Here is a 14,268-nt window from a genome sequence, read left to right as displayed (position 1 = left end):
GCTAATATACGTTATTTATTCTGTAACTATCGTAGTTAAGCTCACAGCAATTGCTGTGGTAACCATTCTCTGCCCTGCATTTCTCGCCGCGACGATAAAACCGATAATGGCAATACCAAATACCCAAACGGAATCAAAACCAATTTGTGCCATCTGTATGTCTACCAACAATTTCGTCAACACCAAGATAACCGCACTAATCAAGGAAACCGCTGCTGCATCCCGGTAAAGCAAATACGATTTATGCGTTGTTGCTACTTCATCCTGATTTGTTACCGGTCGATAAAATTCCCGATACCAGTAACTATTTTGGCTTTTGTTGTCAGATTTAAGAGATTCATAATCAACCACTCTCGTCTTAAACAAATCGATATCAATACGAGTATCCTTTTCGGCAAGCTGAATAAATCGATGACCTGGTAACACATTTCGCCAGCGAAGAAACACCAGTGCATTTTTTAAGTCTGCCGGCATAAGGTGGCTAAGCCACCCTGCTAATACGCTAATTACCAGCATTGCTCCCCCAGTATCCTTTAGAATATCCAGCAGACTGGTATCGAAGGTATGACGGTTAACCATAGCAATAGCAACAAGTTGAATAACCACCAACACAGAAAGTGGTGCGATATTTTTCGCCTTTAGAGATAAACCAGCCATCTTATGCCACCTCATCTTCATATTCATAGTAGTAAGGTTCTGGATCTAAACTATTCCAGCCGGCTCGGTTTGGGGCATTGTGGTAATGGTGGATCCCTGTCCCTCTGGTTGCGAGAACTTTAACACCTCGGTGAGTAAAAGCATTCATCACCGCTTTTCTTGGATGTTTTGGCTCTGCCCATTTCGCTGTGGAAGCTATCGCCGTAATCCCGCGGGATTCTCCTTGTGCAACAGGCTCCCCGACTAAACGATTAAGTACCGTTTTCCCAATATTTCGTTTGCTACCATGGTGAGGAATTTGTATAAATCGTAAGTCTGCAGTTTGACCACTTTGTTCTAATTGGTCGGCTGCGTATTCAAGGGCCTTAATACCAGCATCTCCCGTGAATAGTGAGCGCCGTTCATCCACCAATAGTTGGGTAATGACACTCGAATTGTTTCTAGGAGAGGTTTCTCCACTATCATCAATTTTATCTTCTCCCCAGGAGACAAAGAAACGACGAATTGCAGAAGCTGCTTTATTAAATGCACTTTCCAGCCTATTTGATAGAGAGGCTTTTTCTGGCATGCCTTCAAAGTCCGGAATAAGCGATTCATAAAACTCAACTGAAGGTCCGAGAATTTTAATACCACCACCGGCGTCCGCTAAACCAGTAAATGGTTCTTGAACTTTGATACCTTTTGCTTCAGCCAATTTAACTAACGACCAAGCTTTTTCTAAGTTCTCCTTGAGGCGCGCCCCAATACTGTTGTCCGTGACTCGTCCATCTTTAAACTTATCAGCCAAACCTTGGTTATGTTCCCACGGTTTATGAATCCAGAGTTCTTTGACATCCAGTTCATTGAGTACTGTTTCCAGACCGTTGATATGGTCTAGATCTGGATGAGTGTTGATAACTAAATCAACCTCAGATGTACCGTAATGATTTTTGATATGTTCAACGAGGCTTGCACCTGTATCTTTGAACCCACCATCAATCACAACAACGGTTTGCTCTTCACGAGTGCCGTACAGATTGCCATAACGCAAAGCAATCGCATCGCCACTCTTAGATTCTTCACCAACACCTAAAAAATCAATTTCATAACCCATAACATTTTTCCTCTTTTTGCTAATGTTACAGGTTATATATCAAGGTTTGTGCCAACCCATAAAAAACATATAAATCAATATGTTGGCTATTTTACGCTCAGAGATTAGGGATAAAAAGATAAAATATATTACCATTAGATAAAAATTATTATGCCAACAATAACTTCCTATACCTTTCGCTAATAAACTCTATAGCAATTGAAAATGATCAATCACTTTTGGGTTGACTTCATAATCAGAAAATTGTGCTAGGATTTGATTTTTCCTATTCTCATCCATGCACGTTAGATCCGTCATATTCTCTCTTTGAGCCACATCCTCCGGTTCAACAAATCCACGATCGATGCGTAAACCTGCTTTTTCAGAAATAAGATAGCGAGCATGAAAATCAAAATCTAGATAATCGTCAGACCAACGAACAACTCGCATAGTAGTCTTATCATTGGAAAACGGAGCTAACATCGCTGTACATTCATTCTTGAACTGTTCAGCAGAAATGGGATATTTACTGTAAGCCGTGTGAATAACAAAATCACAGTTCTTTCGATCCATATTGACGCACACAGTTAGAAGAGCAACCAGAACCTTTAGACATCTATTCTTTGATTGAAAATAAGGATCGACTAAAGTGAACTTACTGCTATCGCTGATAACGAACTTTGCTGATTCTGCCAAACAATTTGCTGTTCTTTTAATGTTTATATCACGGCGATTTTGGAACAAATTTTCATCGACTTGATTAAGTGGATGTACTTTAGCGTTATCAAAATCAACTTTGGTTAATATCGCATCCAGTTGTGAACAAATTGCATCGGAGGTCGTGTTATGAATCCAGTCGATCTCACGATCATAAGGTTGACTAAATTTATAAACCCGATCCTGTTTTATCTGACTGAGCTTTTCTTCGATCCGTTTGAGTTGAATATCACCCACCCCATTCTTTCTGCAGGCTTCCATAACTAAGGCAAACCATCTTTTAGGATAACGGGCGATCAAAAGACCGTTGCTATAACCAAATTTCTCGACCGTATAGCGAAAATCGGCCCAGTTATCAATCGCCTCCGGCTCTATGGCAAATAAACTATGCATTAGAACAGCTCCTCAGAACGTTCAACAAAGAACCCTTGCGGCCAGCGGTCGACAAACTCACCATCTTCATCAATACGGATACGTTTTGTGACAACACCATCATTAGTCGGCTCTAAATAAACAATTGCGACATCCTCTTGTTTAATTGAAGGATAGCCATCTGGCAATTCATCATCCGTTGTTTGTCTGATTCTTTTGAGCAACCTGAGAATTAAGTGTTCGCTATGCGTCTCAATCAGAAACGAGTGTTTATCTTTGGTTCTGAGAAAGACATCAGCTAGCTCTACCTGAAAGCGAGGATGAATATGTAATTCCGGTTGTTCAATGCTTATCAAACCAACATCATCATAATTTGCTGCAACAATCAGAGGTAAAACCTGTGAAATCCCCGTTCCCAATTGATTGGCAGACAACATAATATTTGAGCGTAACTCTTTAAAAAACACATGGCGTTTGCTTAACAAACCCAATTCATCAGGCACACCAGAAAGGTTGGAGATTTCAGCAATGGATTTGTTAATAATTTCATAACCAGCATCAAGCTTATCACTCGATGCAAACCATTCACTGGTGTTTTTAATCAATTTCTTAATTGCATCATTGCTTTTCGGGTCTTTATACAACAAATCCCAGGCTGCGGAACCATCAACCCAATCTTTTTGTTCTGGGTGAGGATTGGGAACATAATCATTGTCGGGAACCAGACGCAAAGGGCCAATCTGAGCATTGGCGTTCAAATATTCCAGCAACTTATCAAGCGGTAATACAAATGCTTGACTCAAGACCTGACGAACGACAAGAAAGTTAAAATGAATATCTAAATCATCAAATTCCTGGCCATCCAAATTGGTAAACACTGGCATGCCTAGATATGGAATAGCGCCGCTTCGACAGCCTAAACTGATTGGTGCAACTCGGTTTACAAATGAAATACCAGCCCCTTCGGTATCAGCCACTTCGGCTGTACTTGCCGGATTGGGATTGAGAATATCTAATACAGCTTCAAATTCGCTATGAAATGCCTCTTCATCAAGAGGCTCTCGCTCACTTGCCTCACCATATTGCTCCTCTAGCCAATCATCATGGTTAAATGGAGTCAATAATGGGTGTTGAGTATTCATTTCACTGATGGCCGTGTTTTTCAGATCTTCTTTTGAACTGATACAACCGACATAAATACCATTAATCCAAACTCGATAATGTTTAACGTATGCTCGTTTAAATCGCTCTGACCACGCGATGTCGAATTCAACCGCGCCAGATTCAATGCTGCCACCAAAGTCATCCATCAGCAGATAGCTAACACCTTGAATTTCATTAGCCATTTCCTCCACATCAGAGCCATAGTAGACAAACGGGGTTCTATCTGGGGAAAATTCCAAGCGAATCTTTATTGATTTTTTTAAGTCCTGACCATGCACGAGTGTTCGAAAACCACCAATGGATTTATCTCCAAGTGCGTCCAGTTTTTGTGGGTCGCAATGTCCATTTTTCAAGATCTGCTGAATATAAGCTAATGCCATCAACACCGAACTTTTACCAACACTATTTGGTCCAAATAACAGTGTCACTGGTGCAAAATCGATGGACTGAGTACTTTTAAAAGAGCGAAAATTGGTCAGAGATATTTTGGTAATTTTCACGGCGTTGAGTCCTTTCTATTTTACTTAGAGTTCACCAGAGAATGCTTTTTGGCTTAATGCGGCAAAAAGAACATTCTCTTCGCCCATCGTTTTACGCTTGTATGAATTTTGAGCATTCACAATATTTAAATATCGATCTTGCAACTCAATAGGTGGAATAAAAGGCTCAAATTCACTCAAAACAGTTTTATTTATCGTCGCAATACCAGTCGTTTGCTTGCCAACTTTTAAAAAATATTGTTTTCCTCGCTGTGATGCGATTAAAGCACTCAAAAATTCAGGACGAACTTTATTTAAATCTTTTATGCGAACTGAAAAAATATGGTTCTGATGGATGCAGTTAGGAATCTCATCCCTCCAAACATGTCCACGCCCCAATTTGTCAGGATCCCCACCTTCTGTTAACAAAATATCACCAGAGACCAATTTACACTTCTGAGCATCTGCTGGTGATACAGCAATTTCTTGAACATCATCTAAGGCAAGATAACCATCTTGTACATTTGCAACTCGCATATACGGCAAAGTTATCGCTGTCGATAAATCAATTTTTTTTCCTTTAGTAACACCTGAGCGGATATGTGCAATATTTTTAAGGACAGAAACCTTCAACCCCTTCGGATTTGTCACCGGATCACCAAACATATCCAAAAACACTGCATGCAAAAATTCATCGGCAAGCTCAATAGATTGTTGTCGTTTACGACGAATGGCATCCGCTTTATCCAAAATCGCTGCAATGCGTTTTTGTTCGGCTAGAGGAGGGAGTGGTATTTCACTTTCTTTAATAATTTTATCCGAAACTGCTGGGTAATTTGCTCCGGATGCTTTTGATATCATTTCATTTACAAAAAATGAAGTTTGAACCCAGTAAAACAAATATCTATTATAGACTAAGTTATGATTGGATCTTAATACGCAGTAACCTGTTGATGCTGTTGCACCGGAAAACTCCGCTTCAACCATAGCAACACCATTCAAATTTGGACGCACTGTAGCAACTAATACATCCCCACCTTCAACAAGTTGCCTAGCTCTACTTGGAGCTTTATCAGAGACAACTTGAGTAATGGATTCCGATATAATCTTTTTTGTATCCTTATCCACTGAACTAAGATCTATATAACTAAAAACAATATTACCTTTATGTTTTCCTGGATTCCAAGTTTCAATTTTCGTTACTATGTCACCAATTTTTACTAATGGCCAACTCATAGCATCGCCTCCAACTCATCTAAATCAGCCAGAATTTCTTTTTCTAACGCTTTAAGCTTACCTAATATTACTTTTGGCTCGTCATATTGCTCTTCCTTATACACCACCTGTTTATAGCGGTTAATAGAAAGGTCAAACTTATTATTGGCTATATCCTCAGCATCCACGACAAATGCTTTTTGAGTCTTATCACCAAAGGCTTTGTTAATTTCATCAACAGAAGCATTACGTTGCACCAATTGGCAATATTGCTTCCATTGAGCAAGTGCATCTGGCAAATCATTACTGCCCTCGCCTTTGAGCTCTTGGCGCTTATCATCTAATGAATAACCATCGGCTTGCAGATCATAGAACCAGACGCGATCTGTTTTACCACCCTTGGTAAAGAGCAATATTGCGGTAGATACTCCCGCGTAAGGTTTAAAGACCCCACTTGGCAGGCTAACAATCCCTTCCAACTGATTGTTTTCCAGCAGTTCCTGACGTAATTGCTGGTGCGCTTTAGAGGAACCAAATAAAACACCATCCGGCACAATCACCGCAGCACGTCCACCTAGCTTAAGTGCACGCAAAATATGAGCCACAAACAGCAATTCCGTCTTTTTGGTTTTTACCATTCCTAATACATCTGGATTGGTATTCGTTTCATCCAAGCTGCCTTTAAATGGCGGATTCGCCAAAATCACATTAAAGAAGTTCTCTTCCTGCTGGGGAAAGTTCTCTTTAATCGACTTACTCAAGGTATCCTGATAATGAATATTCGCGCCATTCACCCCATGAAGCGCCATGTTCATACTACTTACCCGCAGCATGGTAGTATCAAAATCAAAGCCCCAGAACATATCCTGATTAATATGATCTCGGTAAGGTTCTAACAAATCGCCGGAATACTGTTTATTGCCATCCTCATCTTCATAAATACCTGCTGGACTAGAATACTGACGATTTAGATATTCCATGGCGCGAGCTAAAAATCCCGCCGTGCCACAAGCCGGGTCGCAAATGGTATCCGTTGGTTGTGGATCAATAAATTCAACCATGGTATCGATGATATGGCGTGGGGTACGAAATTGTCCGTTGATACCGGCAGTGGTTAGCTTACTCAACAGATATTCGTAGATATCACCTTTAACATCGCTCTCAGTAAGAGGCAAACGATCCACGGCTCCAACTGCGCTTGCTAATACCGTTTCATTTTTGATCTCTAGATCGGCATCTTGCATATACTCGCCGATACTACCTAATGCTCGTTTATGGTCACCATTCTGATCGTCAACATCATTATCTAACTCATGGCCAATTTCGGCAAAAAAAGGAAAGACTTTGTCCTTGAGGTGCGAGTGAAGTGCTTTCCCGCTTAAATGCTTAAAGTTCTTCCAACGCAGCAACTGCCCTTCTTGCGTATTAGGAAACAAACGATCAAACTCTTTACCAGAACGATTTGCTTTACGCTCAGCAACATCTTCCTGCATGTCCAACATTCGAGCAAACATCAAATAGCTGATCTGCTCAATCACAGTGAGTGGATTGGTGATACCGCCTGTCCAGAATTGTTCCCAGAGTTTATCGATATCATTACGGATTCTGCCTGTTAGCATGTGTTATCTCGCTTTATACATTTTTGTTTGTAAATTAAATTCTGAATATAAATTGGCAAGGATGCATCCATCATCACTTGCCACTCTGCGGGGTATTATACCCTGTTACTCATTGTAAAATACGGAAGCATTGAATCTGCCAACGTAACTAGTCACATTACACACCAGTTGGTTGAATATCATCCTGGATAAAGGGTTTAAGCACCGCGATAAGTTCGTTGATATCATCCTGAGGGAACACGCCATCAATCCCATCATAAGAGATGGTGGTAAATGGAGCTTCATAAAGCTTATCAACAATGATCGAACCATGCTGCGCAATATAACTTTTCAGCTGATTCATAAACCGAACCTGCTTGGCGGTTAATGCCGGATGCGCATGTAAAAAGTTTTTGAAAACTTCTTCAACTGCTTTCCCATCCAACCCAATAATTTCTCGTACCGTCAGATGTAACTGATCGGCTGTTCGACCATAAAATTCATTCAGTACATCCAGACTCACACCAGGATGTGAGGTAAGAATGGTCGACGTTAATGATTTGAGTTCGTCTTCAGCAATCGGCTCACCTTTACGAATTTTCTGTAGCGTTGGGTTAGCCGCAATCATCTGGTCAAGAATATCCTTAAGGCGACGACGATAAATCATTGCTTCATTCGCCCCAGGGATAACCACTTTTCGATCTTTTTCCTTGATATTGCTATCGCCAATTTTGGTCGTTGGTGTGGCATACATTCCGCCACCGACGCTCTGACGATACTTCATAATACCGCGCAGTTCTTTGCGCGCATTTTCTAGTTTTTCAATACTTGGATTTTGCCAAAAATCCGCACTGCGAACGTCAGCTATCACTGCATCTTTCTGCCGTACAGCCTGAATATTGATCGCTAACTTATCGATCTCTTCCAACAATTGTATTTTCCCGTCGTCGAAACAACTCGCTTGCTCGACTAAACAACGTTCAATACTTGCCATCAGTTTATCTAACTGTGTCGCATGTTTATCACGCAGTACTCGTGCTGACATCAACGGCGAAATGGTGTTTGCCAACACATGTTGCGTTTTCGCATCCAGTTTCTGCAGTAAATCCGTTTGCTGTAGTTGATGCACAATACGCAATTCTCTTTTCACCGCTACACTGGTATCCGGTAGATCATTAATATCCAGCCGTAATAGTTCAATGGCTGCATCAAACCCTGCTGCATGATTGTGTTTTAAAGCGGCTTGAGCTAATTCTAAACGAGCTTCAAACGTGGTTTGTAAAAGAGATTTACTCCCAGTATCTTCGGGCTCTTGGTACTCTTCTTCAAAGAAGTCAAAGTTGCCATAGTGATCAAAAATCAAAAACTCTTTTTTGTGTTTATCTTTACCAAACAGATCTTTACACAGACGCGTTCCACGCCCAATCATCTGCCAAAATTTCACCCATGATTTAACCGGTTTGGCGAACACCAAGTTCACAACCTCAGGCACATCAATACCGGTATCGAGCATATCGACAGAAATCGCAATGCGAAAATCATTGTGACTCTTTTTAAACTCCTTAATCAGGCTATCGACATGTGGAACCTTGTTGTGAATCACCTTACAAACTTTTGTTCCATATTGTGGATACAGTTTGCAGAATAATTTTTCCAGTTGCTCAGCATGCTCCTGACGTTGAGCAAAAATGATCGACTTACCTACCAACGAGCCAGTTTCATCCTTAATACCGTTATTCATCAAGTTTTCAAGGATAATTCGATCGGTTTTTTCACTAAAAATCTTACGACCAATATCTTTGCCTGCAACTGTCGTTTGCTGGGCCTCTTCAACACCAAGCTCGTCTTCTAACTGGCGTTTTTGTTTGTCGCTTAAATCGTTATAGTGAATCCCATCACGCAAAAATCCGGTGGTGAGGTCTCTTACGCGAAAAGGCACTAGATATGGCGGTTCATTGTTGATCGCCGCATCTAATCCAAATTCAAAGGTAGGATCCGTTGTTTCGCAATCAAACATGTCAAAGGTATTACGACTGATAAATTTGACTGGCGTTGCCGTTAACCCCATCTGAAGCGCATCAAAGTAATCAAATAAATCACGATATTTATTATAAATACTACGGTGAGATTCATCGGCAATAATCAAATCAAAGAAACCGACATCTAACTGAGCAAATCGGTTCATCATACCTGGGTAAGTAGCGATATAAATTCTGGCTGTTGGGTCAATTTTATTGGTTTTTCCGACAACGCAGCGTGGTTCAGATGGCAAGTTAAGCTTAAATGCATCATCTGCCTGAACTCGTAATTCTTTGCGGTCACACAAAAACAAAACGCGTTTTGCCCAGCCGGTACGGAGCAGTAATTCAGCTAAAGCAATCGCAACACGGGTTTTGCCTGTTCCAGTGGCCTGGATAATCAGTGCCTTACGACGCTGTTTCTGAAAATGCTCAGCCACTGTTTTAATAGCTTCAATCTGATAAGGACGATCAGCAATGTTCAAATCCGGGTTGAATTTTTCCAATTCAGCCGTTCGGTAATGTCTCTGATAGATCAAATAGTCCAAACTGTCTTGACTATAAAAACCGTAGACAGGTCGGTAAGCATTATATTGATGATCATCCCAGATAAACGTTTCATAGCCATTTGAATAGAAGATAACCGGACGTTGATATCCCATTCTTTCAAAAGCATCCGCATATAAACGAGCCTGTTCACGACCAGCCTGCAAGCTGACTTCACTTGATTTTTTCGCTTCAATTACCGCAAGTGGATGACCATTGCTTCCCCACAATACATAATCGACATAACCTTTTCCTGATGGATTGTCAGGGAAATCGACTTCCACTTCTTGACCGACTTGATCTTTATTATGGATGTCCCAACCAGCCTGTAGAATCATGGCATCAATCAACATTTCACGGGTTTTCTCTTCATTCCACTGAAGGCTATCCGCGACTTGCTGACTTTGTTGTTGTCGCTGTTGTCGTTCTGCAGCATTAGGCTCAGGTAATTGATCACTATGTTGAGTGCGTTCCTGCTCCAACTGCTCCATAACTTTGTTGAGTTCATCTTGCTGTTTTTTGAGTTCTTTCTCATAACTGGAGACTGATTTCTTCAGTTGAGTTAGCATGGATGTTGGATCTGGAATATCAGTAAAAGCAGGGATCTGCTCTTTCTTCTTACCGTAATATTTGATGCCAATGTACATAGCAAGTTGGTGAGCGATACCCAGAGCCATGTATGCATTGCGTAATTCGCCTTCAGCACCATGAGCAGTATCATTGCCTTGGACACGTAAAAAGTTGATTTGATAAGTAAGCGATTTAGTTACGCAGTCCGAAAAAACCGGGCTTTTGGTTAACTCGTAAAAAGTAGCCTCTGGTAGCCTTGGCAAGCACTCTTCTTTATAAATGGATTTGGTTAATTCTTCAGCAAAGTTACGCAGACGAGTCAAAGCACTTCCAGGATCAATATGTAGTACGGCCTCAGCCAACCCGCCAAGATTAGCCAGCACTTCATTTTCTGGTCGCAAAAATTCAAAGTTTACAGATTTCATAAAATTTATTATGTCCATGCTCGTCTCCCCTATTGCACATATGACTTATAGCGAAGACCGTGCCAAGTTTATTCCCTCATTAGGAAATACCGTATTTTTCCATCCAATTATTCAGATTTTGATAGCTTTTCAAGCCAAGAAGTTTTGCCGCATTCGTTTTGTTTCCATTGCAATGTTCAAGAGCCTGACGAATATATTGAGATACAACCTCACCAATAACATCATTAATATCAACACCTTGAGATATATCCTTATGCATTACACCTGCGTCTTTTTCTGGCATTTGGAATAATGCTTGTCGAATATCATCTGAAGTAATGGTGTTATCTTCACACCAAAGTAGAGCTCGTAACAAAGTTGATTGCAATTCACGAACATTCCCTTTCCATGAATGCTTTAGGATAAGATTTTTTGCATCAGGAGAAATTATTTTATGCTCTAAACTTGATTCTTGCGAACTTAATGCTTCAAGTAGAGAGTCAGCTAAAAGCAGTAAATCGCCTTCGCGCTCTCTGAGCGGTGGCAAATGCAACACTCCAACTGCAATTCGATAAAACAAATCTTCTCGGAAAGTTCCATTGGAGACGGCTTCCATTAAGTTCCGGTGAGTCGCAGTAATCAACCGAACATCAACCTTATGCTCTTTGGTTCCACCGACAGGAGTAAACGAACCTTCCTGTAGAACTCGTAATAGACGAACTTGAACATTCGCTTCCAGCTCTCCGAATTCATCTAAAAAGAGAGAACCACCATTCGCCTGTTCAAATACGCCAGGTTTATCTGCTGTTGCCCCAGTAAATGCGCCCTTTTTATGACCAAATAGAACCGAATCAACCAACTCAGAAGGAATAGCACCGCAGTTTAAGGCTACGAATGGTTGTTTATCTCGATTACTCGCGTTATGGATAGCTCTGGCAAATAATTCCTTACCGGTTCCTGTTTCACCATAGATAAGCACAGGCACATCATGCTCAGCAATGACCTGGGCCTGAGCTTTAAGCTTCATCATCCGAGGATTACGAGTAATGATATTGTCGAATGCAGCATCTATTGGCGTACTCGCTTGTGCTAATTGTCCAATTTTATCGCTGGCTAGCGTTTTCGCAGCGGGAATGTATTCTGCCGACAATTCAAAAGGAATCTCTATCTTTTGAACGCCTTGTTGAATGGAGGACTGATAAAAGTCACAGGCATAACGAGTCTTGCCCAGTAGTATCCAAACAGCCTGCATCGCAGGAGTGCCAGGACTGAGTAGGATGGACAAATGATCGTTATTAACATCAAACGAAGAAAGGTGTTTACTTGCTTGAAGATAAATTTCGCTGAAATTTATTGGTGATGATAGGTTGGCAAATTTGGCATTAACAGGAACATCTGTTTGGCTCTTTAGCCAATCAAGATATGGCAATACACGCTCATCAGGGTAATTATAAATAAACTCAGCAGCGTCAAACGCTTCAGTTTCCAATGTAGAAGCAATTGGACCAATCGGTTCATTTTTTTGGGGGTCATGACCTGTTGATTTCAAATCCGTATCGCCAATCCAGCTAACTAGTACACGTCGACTTTTCATGTTTACCTTTCTATTTCAACATATTGATTCACCGAACATAAATTCCGTGCACTACACAATACCATGTATATGAAACAATGAACGATATTACCCTAAAAATTTTAAAATTTAATACAAGCTGTTGCAAAAAAGTAAGTTGATACCCTTCCTACTTGAAGCTACCGAGGGGGGGTACGTTGGTAAATCCCAATCACATCGCCTATCAATGCTCATGGGTTCACTCACTTACCAGCTACCTGCAACTCCAAGTTGTTTGGGTATAGCTTATTGTCTCTGCGCAGTAAGTTTTTCTTTAAATTCATCTTGTTTAGATACCCACTTAGGCTTAACATTCATAATGTGGCGCATAACCATCATGAAAATAATAACAAAGTATATCTGGAATATATCAACGTAAGCGTCCGTTCATCCAATATTTGAAGCCCAATGATTGAGTTTCGAATGTCTTTATTTGCGAAGAAAATTCAAAATGAAAATATACATCAAATTCAAGATCCGATTCAGTAATTTGAACTGAATCTGTCTTCAAGCTAACAAATCGAGAAGCGTTCTTAACTTTTAAGTTTTTGAGGATTCGTTTCTTCATATAAAACAACCACACCCGTAGTAAACTTTCGAAGATATGGTACAACATTCATATAAATTCAAGATATAGTTGTATTAACAGAGTGAATGAACCCCGCCAACCAACTCACAAGGTCAACATACAAAGAGCCGCAAAAGCGGCCCTTTGTTATTGATAAACCATGATATGACGATCACTCTTTACCAAATACATTATTTTCCTGTTCCAACACACGAATAAATGTCGTACGTTTGGTTAGCTCTTTAAGCTTTGCTGCACCTACGTATGTACAGGTTGAGCGCACGCCACCGAGGATATCTTGAATGGTGCCGTGAACGCTGCCTCGGTATGGCAATAGTACGGTTTTTCCTTCGGCTGCCCGATAACCAGCAACACCACCGGAGTGCTTCTCCATGGCGCTCTTTGACGACATGCCATAAAATTTCATGTATGTCTCACCGTCTTTGACTACCATTTCTCCGCCAGCTTCCTCATGCCCAGCTAACATGCCACCAAGCATGACGAAGTCTGCACCGCCACCAAAGGCTTTCGAAACATCTCCAGCACAAGTACAACCACCATCACCAATAATACAACCACCTAAACCATGGGCGGCATCACCACATTCGATAATCGCTGAAAGTTGTGGATAACCAACCCCTGTTTTTACTCGCGTTGTACAAACAGACCCCGGGCCAATACCGACTTTAACAATATCAGCACCGGCAAGGATCAACTCTTCGCACATGTCTCCTGTGACCACATTACCCGCCGCAATCACTTTGTCTGGAAATGCGGTACGGACTTGCTGCACATAGTCAACTAAGTGTTCAGAGTAGCCATTCGCAATATCAATACAGATAAAAATAAGCTCATCAGACAGCGCCATAATATCTTTGGTTTTTTGAAAATCAGCTTGAGAAGTACCGGTTGATACCATCACTTTACTTAACGTTGCACTGTCTACATTTTTTACAAACTCCGCCCAATCATCAACATTGTAATGCTTGTGAACAGCTGTCATGACTCCATGTTCAGCCAATGCTATTGCCATGGCAAACGTTCCTACAGAATCCATATTAGCAGCAATAACAGGAACACCAGACCATTGACGACCACTATGCTTGAAGGTAAAATCGCGGGTTAAATTGACTTGAGAGCGGCTTTTTAACGTTGAACGTTTTGGACGAAACAGGACATCTTTAAAACCTAACTTAAGTTCTTGTTCGATACGCATGGTTATTTCCTTAGTTAATTCACTATCTGTGCTTTATCGCAAGGGTGTAACATACCCAAG

General features: G+C 40.9%; 9 protein-coding genes. All 9 read right to left on the bottom strand.

Going from position 1 to position 14,268, the window contains the following annotated elements:
- Nucleotides 1-15 precede the first annotated feature (15 nt).
- The 9 genes from FKN05_RS09500 to FKN05_RS09460 all read right to left on the bottom strand — a co-directional run bounded on the left by FKN05_RS09500 (nt 16) and on the right by FKN05_RS09460 (nt 14,208).
- Complete coding sequence (locus FKN05_RS09500) at nt 16-657, bottom strand: hypothetical protein (RefSeq protein ID WP_170887389.1); 642 nt, start codon at nt 655-657, stop codon at nt 16-18.
- Nucleotide 658: 1 nt separating this feature from the next.
- A complete protein-coding gene (locus FKN05_RS09495; protein WP_170887388.1) occupies nt 659-1,750 on the bottom strand; it encodes a ComEC/Rec2 family competence protein in 1,092 nt (363 codons plus the stop codon).
- Nucleotides 1,751-1,939: 189 nt separating this feature from the next.
- A complete protein-coding gene (locus FKN05_RS09490; protein WP_170887387.1) occupies nt 1,940-2,839 on the bottom strand; it encodes a hypothetical protein in 900 nt (299 codons plus the stop codon).
- A complete protein-coding gene (locus FKN05_RS16825) occupies nt 2,839-4,482 on the bottom strand; it encodes a DUF3696 domain-containing protein (protein ID WP_170887386.1) in 1,644 nt (547 codons plus the stop codon). The genes FKN05_RS09490 and FKN05_RS16825 overlap by 1 nt, the downstream gene beginning before the upstream one ends.
- A gap of 24 nt (nt 4,483-4,506) precedes the next feature.
- Nucleotides 4,507-5,697: a restriction endonuclease subunit S gene (locus FKN05_RS09480; protein ID WP_170887385.1), complete on the bottom strand. Its 1,191-nt coding sequence runs from the start codon at nt 5,695-5,697 to the stop codon at nt 4,507-4,509.
- A complete protein-coding gene (locus FKN05_RS09475) occupies nt 5,694-7,295 on the bottom strand; it encodes a type I restriction-modification system subunit M (RefSeq protein WP_170887384.1) in 1,602 nt (533 codons plus the stop codon). The genes FKN05_RS09480 and FKN05_RS09475 overlap by 4 nt, the downstream gene beginning before the upstream one ends.
- Before the next feature lie 157 nt (nt 7,296-7,452).
- Nucleotides 7,453-10,851 (bottom strand): type I restriction endonuclease subunit R, encoded by a 3,399-nt coding sequence (locus tag FKN05_RS09470; RefSeq protein ID WP_249339301.1) that lies wholly within the window; start codon nt 10,849-10,851, stop codon nt 7,453-7,455.
- Between the two features lie 61 nt (nt 10,852-10,912).
- On the bottom strand, nt 10,913-12,406 hold the full coding sequence (locus FKN05_RS09465; protein WP_170887383.1) for a sigma-54 interaction domain-containing protein: 1,494 nt from the start codon (nt 12,404-12,406) through the stop codon (nt 10,913-10,915).
- A 758-nt stretch (nt 12,407-13,164) separates the two neighbouring features.
- Nucleotides 13,165-14,208: a GMP reductase gene (locus FKN05_RS09460; RefSeq protein WP_170887382.1), complete on the bottom strand. Its 1,044-nt coding sequence runs from the start codon at nt 14,206-14,208 to the stop codon at nt 13,165-13,167.
- Nucleotides 14,209-14,268: the final 60 nt, after the last annotated feature.

It is taken from the genome of Vibrio sp. 1-1(7), assembly GCF_013048485.1.
Classification (GTDB): domain Bacteria; phylum Pseudomonadota; class Gammaproteobacteria; order Enterobacterales; family Vibrionaceae; genus Vibrio; species Vibrio fujianensis.
This window is presented reverse-complemented; position numbering and strand designations above follow the sequence as displayed.

Excerpts from the sequence above, each read along its gene's own strand:
- FKN05_RS09480 (WP_170887385.1), bottom strand. The coding sequence starts at position 5,697 with ATGAGTTGGCCATTAGTAAAAATTGGTGACATAGTAACGAAAATTGAA.
- FKN05_RS09500 (WP_170887389.1), bottom strand. The coding sequence starts at position 657 with ATGGCTGGTTTATCTCTAAAGGCGAAAAATATCGCACCACTTTCTGTG.
- FKN05_RS09465 (WP_170887383.1), bottom strand. The coding sequence starts at position 12,406 with ATGAAAAGTCGACGTGTACTAGTTAGCTGGATTGGCGATACGGATTTG.
- FKN05_RS09475 (WP_170887384.1), bottom strand. The coding sequence starts at position 7,295 with ATGCTAACAGGCAGAATCCGTAATGATATCGATAAACTCTGGGAACAA.
- FKN05_RS09495 (WP_170887388.1), bottom strand. The coding sequence starts at position 1,750 with ATGGGTTATGAAATTGATTTTTTAGGTGTTGGTGAAGAATCTAAGAGT.
- FKN05_RS09490 (WP_170887387.1), bottom strand. The coding sequence starts at position 2,839 with ATGCATAGTTTATTTGCCATAGAGCCGGAGGCGATTGATAACTGGGCC.
- FKN05_RS09470 (WP_249339301.1), bottom strand. The coding sequence starts at position 10,851 with ATGGACATAATAAATTTTATGAAATCTGTAAACTTTGAATTTTTGCGA.
- FKN05_RS09460 (WP_170887382.1), bottom strand. The coding sequence starts at position 14,208 with ATGCGTATCGAACAAGAACTTAAGTTAGGTTTTAAAGATGTCCTGTTT.